This is a genomic window from Stenotrophomonas maltophilia group sp. msm4 (genome assembly GCF_032025605.1).
GTDB classification, from domain to species: domain Bacteria; phylum Pseudomonadota; class Gammaproteobacteria; order Xanthomonadales; family Xanthomonadaceae; genus Stenotrophomonas; species Stenotrophomonas sepilia.
Genome location: NZ_JAVSKK010000004.1, coordinates 367,497 through 388,426, shown reverse-complemented (window position 1 = coordinate 388,426; position 20,930 = coordinate 367,497). Strand labels below are relative to the sequence as shown.

Here is a 20,930-nt window from a genome sequence, read left to right as displayed (position 1 = left end):
TTAATCCCCTCCGTCCCCTTTTTCAGGTCAGCCTTCGAAGGCCGGCAGTTTCTGCTTCACCGACACGTTCTTCAGGGTGACGTACTTCGGCAGGCCATCGGTGCCATAGGGAAGCGGTGCTTCGCCCTTGATCAGTGGTGACAGGTAGGCGCGTGCCCTGGCCGTGATGCCGAAGCCATCGCGGCGGATGAAACCAGCCGGCATCTTCTTCTCGTGATTGGCGATCTTCGACAGCGGCGCGGCTTCGATCTTCCAGCGATACGGTGAATCGCTGCTGCGCACGATCACCGGCATCACGCCATTCTGACCCTTCAGGGCCAGCTGCACCGCGGCCTTGCCCACCGCCTGCGCCTGCTCCCAGTCGGTCCTGCTGGCCAGGTGGCGGGCCGAGCGCTGCAGGTAATCGGGCAGTGCCCAGTGCACCTTCAGGCCCAGCTGATCCTTGACCCGGCCGGCCAGGTGCGCCGCCACGCCGCCGAGCTGCGAATGACCGAACGAGTCCTTGCCACCGCCGGCATCGGCAACGAAGCGGCCATCGGCGGTGGCAATGCCTTCCGACGCCACCACCACGCAGTAGCCGACGCGCTCGACCACGGCTTTCACCTTGGCCAGGAACGTGGCCTCGTCGTAGGCGCGCTCAGGCAGCAGGATGATGTGCGGCGCTTCGTCATCACCGTTGCCGGCCAGGCCGGCGGCGGCGGCCAGCCAGCCAGCGTGGCGACCCATCGCTTCGTAGATGAAGACACGGGTGGAGGTTTCGGCCATCGCCGCCACGTCCAGTGCCGCCTCGCGGACCGAGACCGCGGTGTACTTGGCCGCTGATCCGAAGCCGGGGCAGGTATCGGTAACGGCAAGGTCGTTGTCGATGGTCTTGGGCACGCCGATACAGGTCAGGTCGTAGCCGGAGGCCTTGGCCAGCTGCGAGACCTTCAGTGCGGTGTCGGCCGAGTCGTTGCCGCCGTTGTAGAGGAACCAGCGCACGTCGTGGGCCTGCAGCACCTCCAGCAGGCGGTCATAGCGGGCGCGGTCGGCGTCCAGCGATTTCAGCTTGACCCGGCACGAGCCGAAGGCGCCGCCCGGGGTATGGGCGAGGGCGCGGATCGCGGCGGCACTCTCCCTGCTGGTGTCGATCAGCTCCTCGCGCAGCGCGCCGAGGATGCCGTTGCGGGCGGCCAGGACCTTGATGCCCTTGGCCCGGGCCTGCTCGATCACCGCTGCCGCCGTGGCATTGATGACGGCGGTGACACCGCCGGACTGGGCATAAAGGAGAGTACCGTTGCGCATGCTTCTACCTGCTCGGGGGAGGGGACATTGCAGGGACATTACCCGGATGCGGTAAAGTGGCGCTATTGCGGTGCAGCGATACCGGACCGTCCGGGACGCGAACCTTCTTTGTTTTCAACACGTTGGAGTCAGGTCAATGCGATTGGTTCTGTTGGGACCGCCCGGTTCGGGCAAGGGGACACAGGCGACGCGCCTGAAGGAAAAGCTGGGGATCGCCCACATTTCGACCGGTGACATGCTGCGCGCGGAAATCGCCGCCGGCACCGAGCTGGGCAAGCAGGCCAAGACGGTGATGGATGCCGGCAACCTGGTGTCGGACGACATCCTGCTGGGCATGCTGGAGTCGCGCCTGACCCAGGCCGATGTCGCCAAGGGCTTCATCCTTGATGGTTATCCGCGCAACGTGGCCCAGGCCAATGCGATGGACGGCCTGCTGGCCAAGATCGGCCAGCCGCTGGACGCGGTGGTACAGCTGGATGTGCCCACCGAGCTGCTGGTCGACCGCATTGCCGGTCGTGCCAAGGAGCAGGGCCGCGCCGATGACAACCCGGAAGCGGTGCGCCAGCGCCTGCAGGTCTACAACGACCAGACCGCCCCGGTGGTCGATTTCTACGCCGGCCGTGGCACCCTGGCCCGCGTCGATGGCGTCGGTGAGCTGGACGAGATCGAAGCCCGCATCCTGGCAGCGATCAAGGCCTGATCCGGCGGGGCCGGCACGCGTCCGGTCCTTCCGGCGCAAAAAGCACAGGCCTGGTCCGCGAGGATCAGGCCTGTGTCGTTTGATAGGCGCCAGCGAAGGGCTTGCTCAGGGCCCCGCAGCATGAGCTCCCTTGGGGATGGCCTCTTGGGGAGTAGGACCGGTTCGGGTACTGCGGCTGGCAGTTCGAATTGTGTCCGGGTTCACAGAACATCGCTATCGGGAATTCCCTGACAGTTGATTGGAGTTTTCTCACATCCCGTGTAGGGGTTGTCTTACCCGATAGCGGACATTGGCCCTATACAGCCGTCATCGGTCACAATCCTCGGTCATGAGCAGCGTACATATCCTTGCAATTGCCGGCACCTTCATGGGCGGCGTGGCCGCCCTGGCGCGGGAACTTGGGCATTCCGTCAGCGGCAGCGACCAGGCCATCTATCCGCCGATGTCGACCCAGCTCGAACAGCTGGGCATCACCCTGGACCAGGGCTACCGCGCCGACAGCGTGCCCGCCGGCACCGACGAGGTAGTGATCGGCAACGCGCTGTCGCGCGGCAATGCCGCCGTGGAAGCCGTGCTCGATGCCGGCCAGCGCTATATCTCCGGCGCGCAGTGGCTGTCCGAGCAGGTGCTGCCGGGCCGCGACACGCTGGCCGTGGCCGGTACCCACGGCAAGACCACCACCACCACCATCCTCACCTGGCTGCTGGAAAGTGCAGGCCGCTCGCCGGGCTTCCTGATCGGTGGTGTCGCCGAGGATTTCGGTGTCTCCGCCCGCGTGGGCCGGGGCCGCGAGTTCGTGGTCGAGGCCGATGAGTACGACACGGCCTTCTTCGACAAGCGCAGCAAGTTCGTGCACTACCGGCCGCTGGTGGCCATCCTCAACAACCTTGAATACGACCACGCCGACATCTTCCCGGACGTGGCCGCGATCCAGCGCCAGTTCCACCATCTGGTGCGTACCGTACCCGCACGTGGCCGGCTGATCGTCAACGGCGAGGATCAGTACCTGGCCGAAGTGCTGGCGATGGGCTGCTGGACCCCGGTCGAGCGCTTCGGCTTCGATCCGGCGCTGGAATGGCATGCCGAGCTGCTGGCTGCCGACGGCAGCGCGTTCCGCGTGCATCATCGTGGGCAGGCGCTGGGTGATGTGCAGTGGTCGCTGCTGGGCCGCCACAACGTGCTCAATGGACTGGCTGCGCTGGCCGCCGCGCATGCAGTGGGCGTGGCACCTGCCCAGGTTATTCCAGCGCTGGCGCGCTTCCGCAGCGTCAAGCGCCGCATGGAAGTGATCGGCAGCCATGACGGCATCACCGTCTACGACGATTTCGCCCACCATCCGACTGCGATCGCCACCACGCTGGAGGGCCTGCGTTCCAAGGTGGGTGATGCGCGCATCGTGGTCGCGATGGAGCCGCGCAGCAACTCGATGCGGCTGGGCGCACATGCGCAGGCGCTGGCTCCCTCGCTGGCGCTGGCCGATGAAGTGGTGTTCCTGCATCGCCCGGAACTGGCCTGGGATGCTGCGGCGGTGATCGCCGCGGTGCGTGGCCAAGCCCACGCGGTGCCCGATACCGACGCATTGCTGGCGCAGCTGCAGGCCAGCGCGCGCAGCGGTGACCACGTGGTATTCATGTCCAACGGTGGCTTCGACGGCGCGCCGCGCCGCTTCCTCGCCGCGCTGCACGCCCGATGAGCGGCGACGGCTCGCTGCCGCTGTTCCCGCTGCACACCGCGCTGGTACCGGGTGCAGCGGTGGGCCTGCGCGTGTTCGAGCGGCGCTATCTGGACCTTGTCCGCGACAGCGGCCGCAGTGGTGAGGGATTTGGCGTCTGCCTGATCCTCGAGGGCGAGGAGGTCGGCGCACCGGCGACACCGGCCGCCTTTGGCGTGCAGGTACGCATCGAAGACTTCGATGTCGGCGCCGACGGCGTGCTGCAGCTGCGCCTGCGCGGCACCCGTCGCTTCCATGTCGAGCGCACCCGCGTGCGCGACAACGGCCTGGTGGTGGCTGATGTGCGCTGGTGCGAGGAAGACCCCGATGACGAACTGCGGCCGCAGCATGCACTGCTGGCCACGGTGCTGGGGCACATCATCGAGCAGGCCGGCGAGGCCTATGCGCCGGCCAATCCGGCGCTGCTGGACCAGGCCAGCTGGGTCGGCTGGCGGCTGGCCGAGCTGCTGCCGCTGAGCGAGCAGCAGCGGTTGCAGCTGCTGCAGCTGGATGACCCGCACCAGCGTCTGCAGCAGCTGCTGGGCTGGATGCCGTAGACGCCATCCTCGGGTGGGTGTGCACCTTGGGGCACACGCTGGGGTATCCGTGGAATCCGCATCCACGCATGGCGTGGATCTACTGTAGAGCCGAGCCTATGCTCGGCTTGTTGGATCGCGCACCGGTACCGGTCAGGGCGTTGTAGTCTTCAGCCGCAGCACCGGCAACCCGGTTTCGCTGTGCACGTCCTCGCGCTGCGGCAGCTCCTGCACGGCGTCCTTCACGGCATTCAATGCCGGGTCGACGCCACGCAGCGGGTGCCACATGCCGATCCACTCGAAATGGCGTTCGTAGCGCAGGGTCTGTGCACTGCCCAGCCACAGCGGCGTGTTGCCCGGCTGCAACTGCGCAGGGGCCGGCCACAGGCGCAGTACGTAGCGCTCATCACGGTGTGTACCCGGGCGTACCATCAACAGCGCTTCCACGCGGGTTTCCAGCGTCGCCGGCAGCACCGGCAGTTCATCGGCGCCGGTGTTCTTGTCCAGCATCAGCAGCGCCTGCTGCCAGCCGGCCTGCTCCTGCCGCTTCCAGCCGCGCGCTTCCAGTTGCGCCTGCAGCGGTGCCAGCGGACCGGCCACCTGCACGTCCAACGGCCAGCGCTGGTCGTCATCGAACTCGTTGCGGCGCGCCGGCAGTGTCGCCCAGTCGTGCTGCCACCAGGCCTGCGTGTCCATTGCCTGCGGGGCCGGCAAGGTCGGCTCGAAGCGTTCCAGCTTCACCGGGATGTTGCGCGGTGCGTACCACATCGCGGCGACGGCGAACACGCCGTAGAACAGCCATGCCACCGGCTTCACCCAGAACGAGCGGTTGAAGCGGCGGCGGTAGGCGATGCCCAGCACCAGCAGCCAGAACGTGCCGAACAGCATGCCGCCGATCACATCGCTCAGCCAATGCGCGCCCAGGTACAGGCGCGAGAAGCCGATCAGGCTGACCACGATGCCCGATACCAGGTACGGCCAGACGCGGGTACGGCCGGGCATCTCGCGGGCGATCAGCACCGCGAAGAAGCCGAAGGTGATGGTGGCCATCGTCACCGACACCGACGGGAAGCCGAAGCCACTGCTGGCGTCGACCGGGCGCACAACATCGACGGTGGCGCCCAGCAGCATGGTCAGTGCCAGGCCGAAGGCGAGGGCGGCCAGCCAGTGCGCGGCCGCCATCCAGCGCCGGCGCCAGACCAGGTAGCCCATCGCCGCCGCAGTGGCCGGCAGCAGTACCTGCCAGGCGCCCAGTGAGGCCAGCGCGGCCATCGGGTAATCGGCCAACGGATTGCGCAGCGCCAGCATGGCCTGGTGCACCAGCAGGTCGATCGCCAGCGGCTCGCCATGCGCAACCACCACGGTCAGCAGCGCGAACCAGCCCCAGCCCAGCACCAGCAGCATCAGCGCCAGCATCGCCAGCGGCACCGACTCGCGCCGCTTCGGGTCCAGCACACCGACGGTGTAGCGGCCCAGCGTCGGATGGCGGTTGGACCAGTCAAGCAGGCGTGCCAGCCAGTTGTCCATGCGCGCGGCCGACCAGCGGTAGCCGTACAGCACGATGGCCCAGACCAGGCCGAGGATCACCGCCAGCAGGCCGACCACCACCACCAGCCGACCGGCTACTGCGGCCACCGCGTCATAGGCCTCGCCAAGAATCCAGCCCGGGGCCAGGAACAGTACCGCCCATGAAATGCTGGCGATACCACTGGCCTGTACATAGCGGCTGGCGGGCATCTTCATCATGCCCGCGATGGCCGGCACGAACGGCCGGATCGCGCCGACGTAGCGTGCCACCAGAATGCTCTTGAACGCATTGCGACGGAACAGGTTCTCGCCGCGGTCGAGCAGCTGCGGGTAGCGGCTGAACGGCCAGATGCCGCGCAGGCGATCGCCCCAGCGGCGGCCGATCCAGTAACTGATGCCATCACCGGCGAACGCGCCCAGTGCGGCCGCCGCCACCGCGTACGGTCCGGAGATCTGGCCCAGGCCGATGAACACGCCTACCGCAAACAGCAGCGGCAGCGCCGGCACGATGGCGCCGAGAATGATCACCGCATCGCAGAAGGCGATGAGGAAGATAACGGCACCCGCCAGCACGGGGTGAGCGGCAATCCACGCAAGCGTGGCGTCGATCCATGAAGAGTCCATTGCCCGATTATAGGGGCGTGAAGGTGACTGGTTCCCAGCCGCTTGGTGACCGTTTGCAACCGGCGCCATCGCCTAGAATGGGCCCATGCCGCATACGCCAGACACGCCACCACATGCTTTGAAGGCCGACAGCTTCGGTCGCATCCTCCGTGTGGAAGGGCCTGCCGGCCCCTTCGTACGCCGTGACCTGGGCGCCACGCCGCTGTGGTTGCGCCTGCCGGCCTGGTGGCTGGCCCGCCGCGAAGCGCGCGCGCTGCGCCATATCCATGGCATGGCCGACGTGCCGCAGCTGCTGGCGTGGAATGGACATCATCTCGACCGCAGTTTCATGGCCGGCGACGCCATGTACCAGCGCCCACCGCGTGGCGACCTGGCCTGGTTCCGCGCCGCGCGTCGGCTGCTGCAGCAGCTGCATCGGCGCGGCGTGGCCCACAACGACCTGGCCAAGGAAGCCAACTGGCTGGTGACCGAAGACGGCCGCCCGGCATTGATCGACTTCCAGCTGGCAGTGATCGGCAACCCGCGCTCGCGCTGGATGCGCCTGCTGGCCCGCGAGGACCTGCGCCACCTGCTCAAGCACAAGCGCATGTACTGCCGTGAGTCGCTCACCCCAGTGGAAAAGCGCGTGCTCAAGCGCACCTCGTGGGTGCGCGAACTGTGGTTCGCCACGGGCAAGCCGGTCTACCGCTTCGTTACCCGTCGCATCCTGCATTGGGAAGACAACGAGGGGCAGGGGCCCAAGCCGTGAGTCCACTGCAGGTAGTGACCGGCCCACCGAGTGCGGGCAGCGTCCTGCGCCCACAGCTGGCCGGTGCCGACTTCGTGCACGCCTGCCAGGCAACAACCCATCGTGATGGGCGCTCGGCCTTGCAGGCCTATCGCGATATGGCCGCGACCATTCCCGGCTGGTTCGATGGGCTGATGGCGCTGCGCAATCGCGGCATGCGCCTGCTCGGCATGAAGCACCTGGGCTCGTTGCGCGCGGCGCAGGATGTTGCGGATCCTCAACCCGGGCAGCGGTTGGGCATCTTCACCCTGCAGTCGCTCAGCGACGATGCCATCGTGCTGGAAGACGACGACCGCCACCTGCGTGTGCAGCTGGCCCTGCAGTGGCAGGGCGACGTGCTGGAGGTGGTGACGGTGGTGCATACGCACAACGCGTTCGGCCGCGTGTACATGCTGCCGGTTGCGCCGGTGCATCAGCTGATCGTGCCGCATCTGCTGAGGAAGCAGGTGCAGGTGTACCGGTAGATCCACGCGATGCGTGGATGCGCAGGGGAGAACCGTATTGTAGAGCCGAGCATGGCTCGGCTCTACAGAGGCTTGTGATCTTACGGCGTTGCCGGCACTACCTGCTGGCCGATGAAGTTGCGCTTGGCGTCGAAGTCGTAGGCGATCTGCAGCTGGCCGACATCCGGGCAGGCGTGGCAGTCACGCAGCGGCGTGCGGTACAGCAGGCGGATGCCGCCGTTCTCCAGCGGCGTGGCCCCGGCCGACCGCGCCGGCGCGAACGGCGTGGCCTGCGGGTGGTCCTTCAGCAGGGCCTGCACGGCGGGGTCGGCACGCAGGGTGTCGTCCAGCTGCACGGCATCCACATCGATGCGCTTGCCGGTGGCGTCGACCAGGCGGGTACCCTCGTTGGTGTTGGCGCGGAACGGATACTCGACCGTGGCAATGCCCAAGCCTTCGTTCTCATGCCAGGCCGTCACGTAGGCCAGCTCGCCGCCGGTGGACAACTGTTCGGCGGCAGCAATGGCATCGGCGCTTGCGCCACCAGCGCGCATCGCATCGCGCAGGCACTCACGCGTGGCCGCATTCTCGCCCTGGCGGCAGGCGTTGAGGTCGCCATCCCACACCACTGCATCGCTCCAGCGCAGCTTGCCGTCCGCGGCGGCTTTTTCTGCGCTGGGCGTGTCACCGGCCGACGGTTCCTTGCCGGGTTCGGGCGAACGGCCCTGGCAGGCAGTCAGCAGGGCAAGCCCCAGGGCAGGCAGCAACAGGCGGGAACGGCGCATGGCGTGAACCTCGTGCGTTGACTGGAGGCGCCAGTATCGTCAAGGCCGGGTGAACTCCACGTCGGCGCGGCATACTAGCGGCTCATTGCATACGCTGGAGTGTGGAACGTGGGCAGTCTGCAGGGCAAAACGCTTTTCATCACGGGTGCCTCGCGTGGCATCGGCCTGGCCATCGCACTGCGCGCTGCGCGTGACGGGGCCAACGTGGCCATTGCGGCCAAGTCGGCGGTGCCGAATCCGAAGCTGCCGGGCACCATCCACAGCGCGGCCGAGGCCGTTACCGCCGCCGGTGGCCAAGGGCTGGCGCTGAAGTGCGATATCCGCGAGGAAGAGCAGGTGCAGGCCGCGGTTGCGGCCACGGTCGACACCTTTGGGGGCATCGACATCCTGATCAACAACGCCAGCGCGATCTGGCTGCGTGGCACGCTGGATACGCCGATGAAACGCTTCGACCTGATGCAGCAGGTCAATTCGCGCGGCAGTTTCCTGTGCGCGCAGGCCTGCCTGCCGTACCTGCTGCAGGCGCCGAATCCGCACATCCTGACCCTGGCGCCGCCGCCGAGCCTGGAACCAAAGTGGTGGGGCGCGCATACCGGCTACACGCTGGCGAAGATGGGCATGAGCTTCGTCACGCTCGGCCTGGCTGCGGAATTCGGCCCGCAGGGGGTGGCGGTGAACGCGCTATGGCCGCGCACGGTGATCGCCACCGATGCAATCAACATGATTCCGGGCGTGGATGCAGCGGGCTGCCGTACGCCGCAGATCATGGCCGACGCCGCGCATGCGGTGCTGGTGCGCGAAGCGGCAGGCTTCCACGGCCAGTTCCTGATCGACGATGAAGTGCTGGCACAGGCCGGCATCAGCGATCTGTCCGGCTATGCCGTGGACCCGTCGCGGTCGTTGCTGCCGGATCTGTTCCTGGACTGAGTGCTACGTTGCGCAAGGGCCGAGGGCCGAGGGCCGAGGGCCGAGGGCTGCGGCGCTCGGCCTGCTGCGCTAGAATGCTGGGCTGTAATCGTTTTCAACAAGGATGTGAGCACATGACACGTACGCTTTCCATCGCGGCGCTGGCCGCTTCGCTGTCGCTTGTCCTGGCCGCCTGCGGTGGCAAGGCCCCTGCAACCGCTGGCGACGCCGGCGCCTCGGGCAAGCCGGAGGCCAACACGGTGCCGTCCGACGCACAGCAGCAGTTGACGGCGAAGCTCAACGCCTACATCGGCTGCTTCAACGCGCTTGATTCGAAGACGCACGACAGTCTCCAGTCCTATACGCGCTGGATCAAGGACGTCGAGACCGGCCCGACCGGGCGCGAGACACAGGTGTACGGCCCGTTCGAGATCAGCGATTACGACATGAAGCAGTGCGATGGCCCGGTGACCGAGGCGATGGCTGCCAAGCCGGCGCTGGCCGAACTCGATGCTGCTGCCAGCCATTATCAGCAGGCGCTGAAGGCGCTGGTGCCGATCAGCAAGGAGGCGCACGACTACTACGATCGCCAGGACTACGAAGACGACCAGTTTGCCAAGGGCAAGCAACTGCACGCGCCCTTGATGGCCGCATTCAAGGACTTCGTGGCTGCCAGCGAAACGTTCAACGCCGAGCTGGAGCGCCAGAATGACGCTGCCCAGCGCGAGCAGCTCAAGGTATTGGAACAGGCCGAGGGGCGAACGCGCGAGTACTACCGTCTGGCGATGATGCTGGAAGCCAAAGCGATCGTGGAGCTGATGAGCGAGGACGACTTTGATCCGGCCCAAGCCCGTGAACGACTCGACGCCTTCAACCGTATTTCCGACGAGGCGCATGCCAAGGTGGCCGATCAGGAGCCGGGCAAGCTGGACTGGAACAGCTTCGAGCGCGAAGCCGAGAACTTCCGTCGGGAAGGCAAGGAGCGGCTGCAGCGGGTCAGCAGCAAGACGCCCTACAGCGATTTCGAACGGCGCATGCTGGATTCGCCCTCGATGGCGCCACGCGGCTCGGCCAACAAGCTGATGCAGGAATACAACTCGCTGGTTTTCCAGAGCAACCGCCAGTAAGCGGGAAGCTCAACGCTTCATTTTTGTCGCGATTGAGCAGGTTGATTGCGGCATGACACGCCCTGCAGCCCCGAATGCCAGCACCTTGCCGAGGTGCTGGAGCGCGCGCTCGCGCCATGCATGACGATGCCTGCAGTTTTCACTTGTGCAAGGAACTGATTTGAATGCATCCACACGCCTGATTCCTGTTCTCCTGCTCTGCGCGCTGGCCGGCTGCAACAACCCGGCCGGGCTGGCTGTCGCCGATCCCGGGTTGGAAAAGGTGAACGCCTATATCGAGTGCTACAACGGCGTCGAACAGCCCATCCACGAGGGTTTCCAGACCTACACCGGTTGGATGAAGGATCCCGAAGCCGGTCCAACCGGCAAGGAAGCGCAGCCGCGCTCACCTGGCAAGGTGTTGTCGCACCGGGTCGAGTACTGCGGCCAGCCGTTGAGCGAGGCGCTGGCAAAGGCCCCGGCGACGTCGCTGGATGCGGCCGCGCGGCAGTACCAGCAGGCGTTCCTGGCGCTGAACACCCTGATCGAGCGCGCCGATGGCTATTTCACCCGCGAGGACTATCGTCGCGACGGTGGTGAAGGGATGCGCAGCCAGCATGCCCCGCTGATGCAGGCCTATGCGGATTTCTTCAAGGCCAGCGAGGCGATGGATGCGGCACTGGAAAAGAACGAGAACGATCGCCGCGCCGTCCAGCTGAAGCAGATCGAGGAAAGCGAAGGCCGCTCGCTGGCGTACTACCATCTGCGCCTTGTCGGCGATGGCAAGCAGCTGGCAATGACGTTCCAGGGCGAGGCACCGGACGTTGCGGTGTTGCGCGGCCAGCTGGCCGACTTTCAGGCGCTGGTGACGGAAATCCAGAACGGTGGTGTCGGCAAGGACGACCCGATGTGGGGCCATGTGCAGCGCTCGGCCGACAAGCTGGTGCGTACAGCCGGGCGCGGAGTCGAGCGCCTGGAACAGGGCAAGCCGATCACCGCCGATGCGCTGGCTGCCGAGCGCACGGCGTCGGGCAGCTGGCTCACCACCGACCCTGAAGGCGCACAGTCGACGATTCTGGATGCCTACAACGACCTGGTAACCACCAGCAACCGCATGCGTTGAGGGCGATCCACGCGGGGCGTGGATCTGCTCACGGTAGCGCCGGGCCATGCCCGGCGCGCACCCTGTTGGTCCGGTAGTGCCGGCCGCGGGCCGGCATGTGCCTCAATGGCTGAACGCATCCGGCAGCTGGCCACCACACTTGCGGCAGTGGCGCGCATCCGGTTCATGCCCCTCCAGCCCGCAATGCGGGCAGCCGCGGGCATCGCGGCGCGCGGCCAGTTCGGCTTCGCGCATGGTGCTGGCCAGTTCGGCGGTGTAGATGCCGGTGGGCACGGCGATGATGCTGTAGCCGATCAGGATCAGCACCGAGGTGACGAAGCGGCCAAGCACGGTCTGCGGCACGATGTCGCCGAAGCCGACCGTGGCCATGGTCACCACCGCCCAGTACATGCTGGCCGGGATATTCGTGAAGCCGTGTTCGGGGCCCTCGATCACGTACATCAGCGCGCCGGCGATGATGGTGATGGTGATCACCGTGAACAGGAACACCAGCACCTTGCGCCGGCTGCGCCACAGCGACGTCATCAGGACGCCGCTTTCCTCGATGTAGCGGGTCAGCTTGAGGATGCGGAACACGCGCAGGATGCGCAGCGCACGCACCACCAGCAGGCTCTGCGCGCCCGGGATGAACATCGACAGGTAGGCGGGCAGGATCGACAGCAGGTCGATGATGCCCCAGATGCTCACCGCGTAGCGCAGCGGGCGCTTGACCACCGCCAGGCGCAGCAGGTACTCGGCGGTGAAGATGATGGTGAAGCCCCATTCCAGGATGTACAGGCCGGTGGACCACTCGGCATGCAGGTGCTGCACGCTGTCGATCATCACCACCAGGATGCTGGCGACGATCGCCACCACCAGGATCAGGTCGAAGTTGCGCGAGGGCCGCGAGTCATGGCGGTAGATGATGTCGAACCACCGACGGCGCCAGCCGGTCTCGGTGGCGGGGTTGAGCTGGGGGGCGGAAAACGGTCGCATGGGCGCATTGTGCAGCAGGGGCTCCGGCGCGAGAATGGGCGTTCCTGAACCCTGCCGACTGCCATGACCACCGCGACCGATCCGCTGATCTCCCTTTCGCACTATTACCTGCCGGTCTACAAGCCCCGCCAGGTGGTACTGGAGCGAGGGCAGGGCGCCCGCGTGTGGGATAGCCAGGGGCGTGAGTTCATCGACCTGGCTGCGGGTATCGCCGTGTGCGGCCTGGGCCACAACGATCCGGACCTGGTGGCCGCGCTGGTCGAGCAGGCCGGCAAGCTCTGGCACACCAGCAATGTGTTCTACAGCGCACCGCCGCTGCATCTGGCCGAGGAGCTGGTGAAGGCCAGCCGCTTCGCCGAGCGCGTGTTCCTGTGCAATTCCGGCGCCGAAGCCAACGAAGTGGCGATCAAGATGGTCCGCAAGTGGGCCTCCAGCCAGGGCCGTCCCGCCGACAAGCGGGTGATCATCACTTTCCGTGGCAGCTTCCACGGCCGCACGATGGGCGCGGTGACCGCTACCGCCCAGCCGAAGTACCAGGAAGGCTACGAGCCGCTGCCTGGCGGCTTCCGCTACATCGATTTCAACGATGAGGTGCAGCTGGAAACCGCGATGGCCGCCGGCGACGTGGCGGCGGTGATGCTGGAGCCCATCCAGGGCGAGGGCGGCGTGATGCCGGCCAAGTCCGGTTTCCTCAAGCGCGTGCGTGAACTGTGCGACCAGCACAACGCACTGCTGGTGCTGGACGAGATCCAGGCCGGCATGGGCCGTACCGGCACGCTGTTCGCGCACTGGCAGGATGATGTGGTGCCGGACATGGTCACCCTGGCCAAGGCACTCGGTGGCGGCTTCCCGATCGGCGCGATGCTGGCCGGCCCGAAGGTGGCCGAGACCATGCAGTTCGGCGCGCACGGCACCACCTTCGGCGGCAACCCGCTGGCTGCTGCGGTGGCCCGCGTGGCGCTGCGCAAGCTGGCCTCGGCAGAGATCGCCGCCAATGTCAGCCGCCAGTCGAAGGCACTGCGCGATGGCTTTGCCCGCATCAACGACGAGTTCGGTGTGTTCAGCCACGTGCGCGGCCGCGGCCTGATGCTGGGCGCGGTGCTGGGCAAGGACTTCGCCGGCCAGGCCGGGGCGATCCTCGACCATGCCGCCGAGCACGGCCTGCTGACCCTGCAGGCCGGCCCGGACGTGCTGCGCTTCGTGCCGTCGTTGAACATCACCGACGAAGAAGTGGCCGAAGGCCTCAAGCGCCTGCGCGCAGCGATTGCTGCGTTCATCGCCGCGCGCTGAAGCCGGCAGAGGCATCTGTAGAGCCGAGCAGGGGCTCGGCTCTACAGTGGTTCACGCAATCTGGTAACGCTTCAACACCTTGCCCAAGCCACGGCCATCGCGCACGGTTTCCGCGTGCAGGCCGGCGGCGCGTGCACCGCGCACATTGGCGAACAGGTCATCGACGAACAGCGTGCGCGAAGGCGCCACGCCGAGGGCCTCAAGCGTGCGCAGGAAGACCTCCGGTGCGGGTTTGCGCAGGCCGAAATCGGCGCTGCAGAACACGCGTCCCTGCAGCGCAGGGAACAGTTCCGGCAGCAGGGTGGGCAGCGCCTGCACCATCAGCGCGCCATTGTTGGTCAGTACCGCCAGCGGCAGCTGCAGAACCTGCAGCCGCTGCAGCACCGCGTGCTGCGGATGGCTGGCCGCTTGGCGTGCGGCGATCCAGCTGGGTACATCGATGGTCCTGCCCAGGCACTCCCCCAGCTGCGCCAGATAGGCCGGGCCATCCAGCGTGCCGTTGTCATGCGCCGCTTCCAGTCCGCTGTCATACAGCGCGGCCTGTACGGCCTGCGTCGGAACCTGCAGTGCCTGGGCCAGATGCAGCACGCGCTGCGCGCGCTGGTACTGCACCAGCACGCCATCCACATCCAGCAGCAACAGGTCGATCCGCATCGGTCGAGCATGCCATTGCAGTGAGTGCGCGGGAAACCCTGGAGTAGGCATGCGACAGACGGTCGCAGACGCGGCCGCAGGGGCCTGCCTAGAATGGTGCTTGAATCCGCAGGAGAGGCAACGATGAAGGCTTGGTGGGTGGCAGTGGGACTGGGCGCGCTGATGCTGGCGCCGTCGGCGATGGCGCGGGTGTGTGCGGTGAGCATCGACAGCACCGACCAGATGAGCTTCAGCACTCGCGAGATCAAGCTTGTCGCCGACTGCACTGCCGTGGACCTGACCTTGCGCCACACCGGCAAGCTCGCCGCTACCGCGATGGGCCATAACTGGGTGCTGACCCGCACGGCCGACTACCAGCCGGTGGCACTGGCAGGCATGCGCATGACCCTGGCCGATAGCTACCTGCCGAAGGCCGACAAGCGCGTGCTGGCGCACACCAAAGTAATTGGTGGTGGCGAGACCACGCGCGTGCGCTTTTCCACGCAGGGCCTGCAGAAGGGCGGCGACTACACCTTCTTCTGCTCGTTCCCCGGCCACTTCGCGATGATGAAGGGCAAGTTCGTCTTCGGTTGAAAAAAAGGGGACGGAGGGGATTAAGTCGTATATGCACAAACGACTTAATCCCCTCCGTCCCCTTTTTTGCGATCAGCCCTTGGCGGCCTTGAATGCCACGCGTGCAGCGGCGAGGGTGGCCTCGATCACGGCATCATCGTGCGCGCTGGACAGGAAACCGGCCTCGTACGCCGACGGCGCCAGGAACACGCCCTGCTCCAGCATCGCGTGGAAGAAGCGGTTGAACGCTGGGATGTCACAGGCGGTGGCCTGCGCATAGGTCTCCACCTTCTCACTGGTGAAGAACAGCCCGAACATCGCACCCACGCGGTTGGTGGTCACCGCCACGCCGGCTTCGGCGGCGGCCGCTTCCAGGCCGGCGCACAGGCGTGCAGTGCGCTCGGCCAGGTCGGCGTGGAAGCCCGGCTGCTGGATCAGCTCCAGCATCGTCAGGCCAGCGGCCATCGCCACCGGGTTGCCGCTCAGCGTGCCGGCCTGGTAGATCGGGCCGGCCGGGGCGATCTGCTGCATCAGCTCGCGGCGCCCGCCGTAGGCGCCCACCGGCATGCCGCCGCCGATGATCTTGCCGAAGGTGGTCAGGTCCGGGGTGATGCCGTAGTGCGCCTGCGCACCGCCGAGGGCAACGCGGAAGCCGGTCATCACTTCGTCGAAGATCAGCAGCGCGCCGTGGTTCGTGCACAGTTCGCGCAGGTGCTGCAGGTAGCCCTCGCGCGGCGGGATGCAGTTGGCGTTGCCGACCACCGGTTCGATGATCAGGCCGGCGATGTCATCGCCCTGCTGCTCGAACAGCGCAGTGGCCGCTTCGAAGTCGTTGTAGGGCAGGGTCAGGGTCAGTTCGCTCAGCCCGGCCGGGACGCCCGGCGAGGTCGGCACGCCCAGGGTCAGCATGCCGCTGCCGGCCTTGACCAGGAACGAGTCGCCGTGGCCGTGGTAGCAGCCTTCGAACTTGACGATGCGGTTGCGGCCGGTGGCGCCACGCGCCAGGCGGATCGCCGACAGGGTGGCCTCGGTGCCGGAGTTGACCATGCGCACCATCTCGCACGACGGCACCAGGCGGGTGATGGTCTCGGCCATGGTGACTTCAGCCGCGCATGGCGCGCCGAACGACAGGCCGTTGTCGATCGCCTTCTTCACCGCCTGGCGTACCGCCGGGTGGTTGTGGCCGACGATCATCGGGCCCCAGGAGCCGACGTAGTCGATGTAGCGGTTGCCGTCGACGTCGTACAGGTAGGCGCCGTCGGCGCGCTCGACGAAGAACGGTTCGCCGCCGACCGACTTGAACGCGCGCACCGGCGAATTGACGCCGCCCGGCAACAGCTGCTGGGCGCGGGAGAACAGGGCGTGGGACTGGTCGTGGTTCATGGGGGAATATCCTGGGCGTTACGCGAACTGGGCGAGGAAGGCGCGCTGGGTCGCGACCGGGTCTTCGGCGGCGAACACGCTGCTGACCACGGCGACCAGATCGGCGCCGGCGTCGATGATGGGACCGACATTGTCCGGCGTCAGGCCACCAATCGCCACCCGCGGCACGCCCAGTGCGGCGCTTTGCCGCAGCAGGTCGGTATGGGCGCGGCTGGTGGTGATCTTGGTGGTGGTCGGGAAAAACGCGCCGAAGGCCACGTAGCTGGCGCCGGCGGCGACGGCCCTCTCGGCATTGGCCAGCTGGTCATAGCAGGAGGCGCCGATGATGGCCTCGGGGCCGAGCAGGGCGCGCGCGCTGGGGATGTCGCCGTCGGTACCGCCCAGGTGCACGCCCGCCGCGCCCACGGCCTTGGCCAGCGCCGGGTCGTCGTTGACGATCAGCGGCACGCCGTGGTCTGCGCACAGTGCCTGCAGCGCGGTGGCCTGTTCCCGCCGCAGCGCGTCGCTTGCGGTCTTGTTGCGGTACTGCAGCCAAGTGGCGCCCGTGGCCAGCAGCGGCGCGGTGCGGGCCAGCAGGCGTGCGGTATCGGGCTCGTCCGGGGTGATCAGGTAGACGCCGCGGGGCGCCGGGGAAGCAGAAGTCATCGATGGCTACCGGTGAGTGGACCGCGATGGGACAATGGCGGCCCGTGAATCCAGTCCTGATTATCCGATGAGCGATGCCACCCCCACCACCTTGCGCACCTGGATGTGCGTGGTCTGCGGCTTCCTGTACAGCGAAGCGGAAGGCTTGCCGGAGGAAGGCATCGCGCCAGGGACGCGCTGGGAGGACATTCCCGAGACCTGGACCTGCCCGGATTGCGGGGTGACCAAGGCTGATTTCGAGATGGTCGAGGTCGATTGATGAGGGTAGGTGTGGACTGCCGGTCCACACACCGACTCCCTCAATGCAGCCGCGGCATCGGCCCGCCGAGGTCGATCAGCTTCTCGCGCAGCCACTGCGCATCGCTGGCTTCCGGGTTGCGCTTCAGGTACTGGCCCAGATCGTGCCGGGCACCGGCCAGGTACTCCAGCTGCAGGTAGGCCAGGCCGCGGTCGCGCAGCGCATCGTCCTGCTCCGGGGCCAGCTTCAGCAGGCGGTCGGCACTGCGCGCGGCGCGGTCCCACTCGCCGGCTTCGGCATACACGCCGTGCAGGTTGCGCAGCATGCGTATCAGGATCGCGCGCGCGGGCGCCGGGTCGAGGATCTGCGCCAGCACCTGGTCGTCGGGCATCTGCCCGCCCAGGTGTGACTTGGCCCGCTCGCGCAGTTCGTCCACGTCCAGCGGTCGGCCACCGTTGAACGGGTCCATCACCAGCACGCCGTCGTCCACCGGCAGGCGCACCAGGAAGTGGCCGGGGAAGGACACGCCATCGAGCGGAATACCCAGCCGGCGCGCGACTTCCATCTGGACCAGCGCCAGCGAGATCGGATTGCCCAAGCGGCGCTCGAATACCTGGTTGAGGTAGCTGTTGCGCGGGTCGTAGTACTCGTCGTGGTCGCCGCTGTAGCCCAGCTCGTCGAACAGGTGGCGGTTGATCGCCGCCATCTTCAGCGGGCTGTTGTCGATGCTCTCCACTTCCGAGCGGAGGTGCTCGACATGGCTCTGGATCAGCGCGTCGTAGGTGGACGGCTGCAGATCGGGGTATTCATCGCGCGCGATCAGCAGCGCGGTCGGCAACAGTGGCAGCGCCTCGTCTTCGAGGTCGGCCAGGGCATCCCAGTCGGGGAGTGTGATCCGGTCCTGCATGGCCACAGACTGGCGTCATTCGCAGGCGGTTTCAAGCGGTATCGCGTGAAAAGTTCAGGGGTCAGATGCCTTTCGCGAGCGAATGGGATCTGACCCCCCCCCCCCCCCCCCCACACCCCAAACCCCCCCCCCCCCCCCCCCCCCCCCCCCCCCCGCCCCGCCGCCCCCCCCCCCCCCCCCCCCCCCCCGCCCCCCCCCCCCCCCCGGCCGCATCGTTTACTTTTCGATGCCCGGACCGAATTTCAGCTCCGTGCCGTCCTTGAGCTGCAGCTTCTCGGCCTGGCCGGCGTTGAGTTCCAGTACATAACGCGCCGGACCGCCGCTGGGATAGGGCGGGCACATGTCGCCGGCCGAGCACGGCGGTACGTCGCGCTGCTGGCTGACCAGCCTGCGCTGGCTGTCGAAGTAAAGGATGTCCAGCGCGATCCTGGTGTTCTTCATCCAGTACGCCTGCATTTCCTCGCGGTCGTGGATGAACAGCATGCCGTGGTCGGCCGCCATCTGGTCGCGGAACATCAGCCCGCGCGCGCGGGTTTCATCGTTGGTGGCCAGCTCGACCTGGTAGCGGGCGCCGTCCAGCTCGACCCAATGGCGGGCCGCGTCGGTGGCGCAGCCGGCCAGGGCCAGCAGCGGAAGCATCAGCAGCGAACGCAACAGCGACATCGTCAGGCTCCTTCGGAAGGGTCAGAGCACGACCGGCGGCTCGCCGCCGACGATCACCACATCGGCGCGACGGCGCGCGAACAGGCCGACGCAGACCACGCCCGGCAACTGGTTGAGCTCGCGCTCCAGCTTTTCCGGATCGGTGATCTGCAGGTTGTGGATGTCCAGGATCTGGTTGCCGTTGTCGGTGACCACGCCCTCGCGCCAGGTCGGCTGGCCGCCGGTCATGTCGCGGATCTGGCGGGCGACCAGGCTGCGCGCCATCGGGATCACTTCCACCGGCAGCGGGAACTTGCCCAGCACCGGCACCTGCTTGCTCGGGTCGACGATGCAGATGAAGCGCTCGCTGGCCTCGGCAATGATCTTCTCGCGGGTCAGTGCGGCGCCGCCGCCCTTGATCAGGCACTTGTTCGGGTCGCACTCGTCGGCGCCATCGACGTACAGCGACAGGTTGCCACTGTGGTTCAGCTCGATCACCTCGATGCCGTGCTGCTTCAGGCGTGCGGTGCTCTGCTCGGAGCTGGACACGGCTCCCTTGATGCGGTGCTGGATGCGGGCCAGGGCATCGATGAAATAGGCCACGGTGGAACCGGTGCCGACACCGACGATCATGCCGTCTTCGACGTACTCGATGGCTTTCTCGGCGGCCAGGCGCTTGGCTTCGGACATGGGAAGAACTCTCAGGCGGGGAATCAGGATTTCTTTTCCAGCGACAGCAGCAGCTTCCACTGCGCGGCGGTCACCGGGAACACCGACAGGCGATTGCCCTTGGCAACCAGCGGGAAGCCCTCGCCGAGCTCGTCAGCGTGCAGCTTGATCTCGTCCAGCGCGATCACCTGCTTGAGCTTGCGGTCGAAGGCCACGTCCACCAGCATCCAGCGCGGGTTTTCGCGCGTGCTCTTGGGGTCGTGGTAGTCGGATTTCGGGTCGAACTGGGTGTCGTCCGGGTAGGCTGGGCTGGCGACGGTGGCCAGGCCGACGATGCCGGGCACCTTGGTGTTGGAGTGGTAGAACAGGATGCCGTCGCCCACCTGCATGCCATCGCGCATGAAATTGCGCGCCTGGTAGTTGCGCACCCCGTTCCAGGGTTCGACCTTGACCTTGGCCAGGTCATCGATGGAGAAGGCGTCCGGTTCGGACTTCATCAGCCAGTAGCGCTTGCGGGCGGTCATGCGTTCACGGGGGCAGCGGAGGGGAACAGGGTGCCGTCTTCGGTGCAGATCGCATCCACCGGCACGTCCCACGACGCCACCGGCAAGGACTCGACCTGCTGCACCGCGAACGCAGCACCGACCAGCCAGGGCGGCGCCGGCCGGTCGTGGCGGAAGGCGAAGCTGCGATCATACCAGCCGCCCCCCATGCCCAGCCGACGGCACTGTGCGTCGAAACCCACCAATGGAGTCACGACCAGCGCCATCCGTTCCGGTTCCAGGGTGTCTTCCACGGCCACGTCCGGCTCGGGGATGCCATAGCGGTTGCTGGTCAGCGGCTGCCCGGGCCGCCATGGTGCGAAGCGCAGCACGTCGCCGGCCAGCACCGGCAGGCAGTAGGTGAGTCCTTCGGGCAGCTGCAGCTGCCAGCGGTGCAGGGCGATTTCGCCATCCAGCGCCCAGTAGCCGGCCACGGCGCCTTCGCGCGGGGCGAACGGCAGGGCGAGCAGGGCATCGGCAAGCGATTCGGCGGCGGCGATGCGCTCACCAGCGTTAAGGTCACGACGGCGTTGCCGCAGGTCGTGGCGCAGGGCCTGGCGCGGGTCGGTCATGGCAGCGAGCGGCAAGGATCAGCCGTCATTGTGCCGGAAAGAACAAGGGCGACGCCCGAAGACGCCGCCCTTGCTGGAATATTGCATTCTCCGCAATGTCGATGCATGCGAAACGACCTTGAACCCGGGGGCTCAAGTGGGAACGCTGGAGAACCATCGGGCTTCCCGCTACAAGGCGGACCTGCACTCCCGGCGCTGTCGCGCTCCCGGTGTCGTTCTTAAGGGACAAGGCGAATGTTTGCACATGCCGTCGAGTACCGCAGAGAACGCGTGGCCATTATAGCCAGCACGCAGGATCTGGATAGGCCGTTCGTCGGCAACAGTCCGTG

General features: G+C 67.0%; 23 protein-coding genes and 1 other RNA gene. 11 read left to right on the top strand and 13 right to left on the bottom strand.

The window, feature by feature from the left end; all coding sequences use genetic code 11:
- Window positions 1-27: 27 nt before the first annotated feature.
- Window positions 28-1,284 carry a 6-phosphofructokinase gene (locus tag ROV93_RS20065; RefSeq protein WP_072168430.1) on the bottom strand — a complete coding sequence of 419 codons (1,257 nt, stop codon included), beginning with the start codon at window positions 1,282-1,284 and terminating at the stop codon, window positions 28-30.
- A gap of 136 nt (window positions 1,285-1,420) precedes the next feature.
- On the opposite strand from ROV93_RS20065, the gene ROV93_RS20060 reads away from it, so the two are divergent.
- From ROV93_RS20060 to ROV93_RS20050, 3 genes are all read left to right on the top strand, one after another.
- Window positions 1,421-1,984, top strand: a complete 564-nt coding sequence (locus ROV93_RS20060; RefSeq protein WP_005419045.1) for an adenylate kinase — start codon at window positions 1,421-1,423, stop codon at window positions 1,982-1,984.
- A 328-nt stretch (window positions 1,985-2,312) separates the two neighbouring features.
- Window positions 2,313-3,677, top strand: coding sequence for a UDP-N-acetylmuramate:L-alanyl-gamma-D-glutamyl-meso-diaminopimelate ligase (gene mpl / locus ROV93_RS20055; protein WP_072168431.1), 1,365 nt, complete (start codon window positions 2,313-2,315; stop codon window positions 3,675-3,677).
- Window positions 3,674-4,252, top strand: coding sequence for an LON peptidase substrate-binding domain-containing protein (locus ROV93_RS20050; protein WP_072168432.1), 579 nt, complete (start codon window positions 3,674-3,676; stop codon window positions 4,250-4,252). The genes mpl and ROV93_RS20050 overlap by 4 nt, the downstream gene beginning before the upstream one ends.
- A 132-nt stretch (window positions 4,253-4,384) precedes the next feature.
- Here the strand turns inward: ROV93_RS20050 and ROV93_RS20045 are convergent, their stop codons facing one another.
- The gene (locus ROV93_RS20045; RefSeq protein ID WP_072168433.1) at window positions 4,385-6,382 is read right to left on the bottom strand and encodes a bifunctional DedA family/phosphatase PAP2 family protein; all 1,998 of its coding nucleotides are present in this window, start codon (window positions 6,380-6,382) and stop codon (window positions 4,385-4,387) included.
- 85 nt (window positions 6,383-6,467) lie between these two features.
- Between ROV93_RS20045 and ROV93_RS20040 the strand changes: the two genes are divergently transcribed.
- Together ROV93_RS20040 and ROV93_RS20035 are read left to right on the top strand one after the other, a co-directional pair.
- Window positions 6,468-7,130 (top strand): serine/threonine-protein kinase, encoded by a 663-nt coding sequence (locus ROV93_RS20040; protein WP_049413709.1) that lies wholly within the window; start codon window positions 6,468-6,470, stop codon window positions 7,128-7,130.
- Window positions 7,127-7,633, top strand: coding sequence for a DUF2867 domain-containing protein (locus ROV93_RS20035; protein WP_072168434.1), 507 nt, complete (start codon window positions 7,127-7,129; stop codon window positions 7,631-7,633). The genes ROV93_RS20040 and ROV93_RS20035 overlap by 4 nt, the downstream gene beginning before the upstream one ends.
- Window positions 7,634-7,713: 80 nt before the next feature.
- Here the strand turns inward: ROV93_RS20035 and ROV93_RS20030 are convergent, their stop codons facing one another.
- Window positions 7,714-8,397 carry a hypothetical protein gene (locus ROV93_RS20030; RefSeq protein WP_072168435.1) on the bottom strand — a complete coding sequence of 228 codons (684 nt, stop codon included), beginning with the start codon at window positions 8,395-8,397 and terminating at the stop codon, window positions 7,714-7,716.
- 108 nt (window positions 8,398-8,505) lie between these two features.
- Between ROV93_RS20030 and ROV93_RS20025 the strand changes: the two genes are divergently transcribed.
- The 3 genes from ROV93_RS20025 (at window position 8,506) to ROV93_RS20015 (ending at window position 11,532) form a co-directional block, all read left to right on the top strand.
- On the top strand, window positions 8,506-9,324 hold the full coding sequence (locus tag ROV93_RS20025; RefSeq protein WP_072168436.1) for an NAD(P)-dependent oxidoreductase: 819 nt from the start codon (window positions 8,506-8,508) through the stop codon (window positions 9,322-9,324).
- A gap of 113 nt (window positions 9,325-9,437) precedes the next feature.
- The gene (locus tag ROV93_RS20020; RefSeq protein WP_111200506.1) at window positions 9,438-10,430 is read left to right on the top strand and encodes a YiiG family protein; all 993 of its coding nucleotides are present in this window, start codon (window positions 9,438-9,440) and stop codon (window positions 10,428-10,430) included.
- A gap of 160 nt (window positions 10,431-10,590) precedes the next feature.
- Window positions 10,591-11,532: a YiiG family protein gene (locus tag ROV93_RS20015; protein ID WP_072168438.1), complete on the top strand. Its 942-nt coding sequence runs from the start codon at window positions 10,591-10,593 to the stop codon at window positions 11,530-11,532.
- A 102-nt stretch (window positions 11,533-11,634) separates the two neighbouring features.
- On the opposite strand, the gene ROV93_RS20010 is transcribed toward ROV93_RS20015, so the two are convergent.
- On the bottom strand, window positions 11,635-12,507 hold the full coding sequence (locus ROV93_RS20010; protein WP_069139259.1) for an ion transporter: 873 nt from the start codon (window positions 12,505-12,507) through the stop codon (window positions 11,635-11,637).
- A gap of 63 nt (window positions 12,508-12,570) precedes the next feature.
- On the opposite strand from ROV93_RS20010, the gene ROV93_RS20005 reads away from it, so the two are divergent.
- Window positions 12,571-13,797, top strand: a complete 1,227-nt coding sequence (locus ROV93_RS20005; RefSeq protein WP_312541067.1) for an acetylornithine transaminase — start codon at window positions 12,571-12,573, stop codon at window positions 13,795-13,797.
- A 51-nt stretch (window positions 13,798-13,848) separates the two neighbouring features.
- Here the strand turns inward: ROV93_RS20005 and ROV93_RS20000 are convergent, their stop codons facing one another.
- Complete coding sequence (locus ROV93_RS20000; RefSeq protein ID WP_072168440.1) at window positions 13,849-14,451, bottom strand: HAD-IA family hydrolase; 603 nt, start codon at window positions 14,449-14,451, stop codon at window positions 13,849-13,851.
- Window positions 14,452-14,574: 123 nt separating this feature from the next.
- On the opposite strand from ROV93_RS20000, the gene azu reads away from it, so the two are divergent.
- On the top strand, window positions 14,575-15,024 hold the full coding sequence (gene azu, locus ROV93_RS19995; RefSeq protein ID WP_072168441.1) for an azurin: 450 nt from the start codon (window positions 14,575-14,577) through the stop codon (window positions 15,022-15,024).
- A 72-nt stretch (window positions 15,025-15,096) separates the two neighbouring features.
- On the opposite strand, the gene hemL is transcribed toward azu, so the two are convergent.
- The gene (gene hemL, locus ROV93_RS19990; protein ID WP_072168442.1) at window positions 15,097-16,386 is read right to left on the bottom strand and encodes a glutamate-1-semialdehyde 2,1-aminomutase; all 1,290 of its coding nucleotides are present in this window, start codon (window positions 16,384-16,386) and stop codon (window positions 15,097-15,099) included.
- 18 nt (window positions 16,387-16,404) lie between these two features.
- Window positions 16,405-17,031 (bottom strand): thiamine phosphate synthase, encoded by a 627-nt coding sequence (gene thiE, locus ROV93_RS19985; protein WP_072168443.1) that lies wholly within the window; start codon window positions 17,029-17,031, stop codon window positions 16,405-16,407.
- Window positions 17,032-17,065: 34 nt separating this feature from the next.
- Here thiE and ROV93_RS19980 point away from each other — a divergent pair, with 34 nt between their 5' ends.
- The gene (locus tag ROV93_RS19980) at window positions 17,066-17,290 is read left to right on the top strand and encodes a rubredoxin (RefSeq protein ID WP_014038358.1); all 225 of its coding nucleotides are present in this window, start codon (window positions 17,066-17,068) and stop codon (window positions 17,288-17,290) included.
- 40 nt (window positions 17,291-17,330) lie between these two features.
- Here ROV93_RS19980 and ROV93_RS19975 read toward each other — a convergent pair whose 3' ends face one another.
- The 6 genes from ROV93_RS19975 to ssrS form a co-directional block, all read right to left on the bottom strand.
- Complete coding sequence (locus tag ROV93_RS19975) at window positions 17,331-18,176, bottom strand: SirB1 family protein (RefSeq protein WP_072168444.1); 846 nt, start codon at window positions 18,174-18,176, stop codon at window positions 17,331-17,333.
- A gap of 216 nt (window positions 18,177-18,392) precedes the next feature.
- Window positions 18,393-18,839, bottom strand: coding sequence for a DUF192 domain-containing protein (locus ROV93_RS19970; RefSeq protein WP_014648292.1), 447 nt, complete (start codon window positions 18,837-18,839; stop codon window positions 18,393-18,395).
- A 21-nt stretch (window positions 18,840-18,860) separates the two neighbouring features.
- The gene (gene rpiA / locus ROV93_RS19965; protein ID WP_005419003.1) at window positions 18,861-19,508 is read right to left on the bottom strand and encodes a ribose-5-phosphate isomerase RpiA; all 648 of its coding nucleotides are present in this window, start codon (window positions 19,506-19,508) and stop codon (window positions 18,861-18,863) included.
- A 23-nt stretch (window positions 19,509-19,531) separates the two neighbouring features.
- The gene (locus tag ROV93_RS19960) at window positions 19,532-20,011 is read right to left on the bottom strand and encodes an EVE domain-containing protein (protein ID WP_005419001.1); all 480 of its coding nucleotides are present in this window, start codon (window positions 20,009-20,011) and stop codon (window positions 19,532-19,534) included.
- Window positions 20,008-20,601 (bottom strand): 5-formyltetrahydrofolate cyclo-ligase, encoded by a 594-nt coding sequence (locus ROV93_RS19955; protein WP_032954483.1) that lies wholly within the window; start codon window positions 20,599-20,601, stop codon window positions 20,008-20,010. The genes ROV93_RS19960 and ROV93_RS19955 overlap by 4 nt, the downstream gene beginning before the upstream one ends.
- An 83-nt stretch (window positions 20,602-20,684) precedes the next feature.
- A non-coding RNA gene (gene ssrS, locus ROV93_RS19950) (6S RNA) lies at window positions 20,685-20,870 on the bottom strand.
- Between the last annotated feature and the right edge of the window lie 60 nt (window positions 20,871-20,930).

Excerpts from the sequence above, each read along its gene's own strand:
- ROV93_RS20065 (WP_072168430.1), bottom strand. The coding sequence starts at position 1,284 with ATGCGCAACGGTACTCTCCTTTATGCCCAGTCCGGCGGTGTCACCGCC.
- ROV93_RS20060 (WP_005419045.1), top strand. The coding sequence starts at position 1,421 with ATGCGATTGGTTCTGTTGGGACCGCCCGGTTCGGGCAAGGGGACACAG.
- mpl (WP_072168431.1), top strand. The coding sequence starts at position 2,313 with ATGAGCAGCGTACATATCCTTGCAATTGCCGGCACCTTCATGGGCGGC.
- ROV93_RS20050 (WP_072168432.1), top strand. The coding sequence starts at position 3,674 with ATGAGCGGCGACGGCTCGCTGCCGCTGTTCCCGCTGCACACCGCGCTG.
- ROV93_RS20045 (WP_072168433.1), bottom strand. The coding sequence starts at position 6,382 with ATGGACTCTTCATGGATCGACGCCACGCTTGCGTGGATTGCCGCTCAC.
- ROV93_RS20040 (WP_049413709.1), top strand. The coding sequence starts at position 6,468 with ATGCCGCATACGCCAGACACGCCACCACATGCTTTGAAGGCCGACAGC.
- ROV93_RS20030 (WP_072168435.1), bottom strand. The coding sequence starts at position 8,397 with ATGCGCCGTTCCCGCCTGTTGCTGCCTGCCCTGGGGCTTGCCCTGCTG.
- ROV93_RS20020 (WP_111200506.1), top strand. The coding sequence starts at position 9,438 with ATGACACGTACGCTTTCCATCGCGGCGCTGGCCGCTTCGCTGTCGCTT.
- ROV93_RS20010 (WP_069139259.1), bottom strand. The coding sequence starts at position 12,507 with ATGCGACCGTTTTCCGCCCCCCAGCTCAACCCCGCCACCGAGACCGGC.
- ROV93_RS20005 (WP_312541067.1), top strand. The coding sequence starts at position 12,571 with ATGACCACCGCGACCGATCCGCTGATCTCCCTTTCGCACTATTACCTG.
- ROV93_RS20000 (WP_072168440.1), bottom strand. The coding sequence starts at position 14,451 with ATGCGGATCGACCTGTTGCTGCTGGATGTGGATGGCGTGCTGGTGCAG.
- azu (WP_072168441.1), top strand. The coding sequence starts at position 14,575 with ATGAAGGCTTGGTGGGTGGCAGTGGGACTGGGCGCGCTGATGCTGGCG.
- hemL (WP_072168442.1), bottom strand. The coding sequence starts at position 16,386 with ATGAACCACGACCAGTCCCACGCCCTGTTCTCCCGCGCCCAGCAGCTG.
- thiE (WP_072168443.1), bottom strand. The coding sequence starts at position 17,031 with ATGACTTCTGCTTCCCCGGCGCCCCGCGGCGTCTACCTGATCACCCCG.
- ROV93_RS19980 (WP_014038358.1), top strand. The coding sequence starts at position 17,066 with ATGGCGGCCCGTGAATCCAGTCCTGATTATCCGATGAGCGATGCCACC.
- ROV93_RS19975 (WP_072168444.1), bottom strand. The coding sequence starts at position 18,176 with ATGCAGGACCGGATCACACTCCCCGACTGGGATGCCCTGGCCGACCTC.
- ROV93_RS19970 (WP_014648292.1), bottom strand. The coding sequence starts at position 18,839 with ATGTCGCTGTTGCGTTCGCTGCTGATGCTTCCGCTGCTGGCCCTGGCC.
- rpiA (WP_005419003.1), bottom strand. The coding sequence starts at position 19,508 with ATGTCCGAAGCCAAGCGCCTGGCCGCCGAGAAAGCCATCGAGTACGTC.
- ROV93_RS19960 (WP_005419001.1), bottom strand. The coding sequence starts at position 20,011 with ATGACCGCCCGCAAGCGCTACTGGCTGATGAAGTCCGAACCGGACGCC.
- ROV93_RS19955 (WP_032954483.1), bottom strand. The coding sequence starts at position 20,601 with ATGACCGACCCGCGCCAGGCCCTGCGCCACGACCTGCGGCAACGCCGT.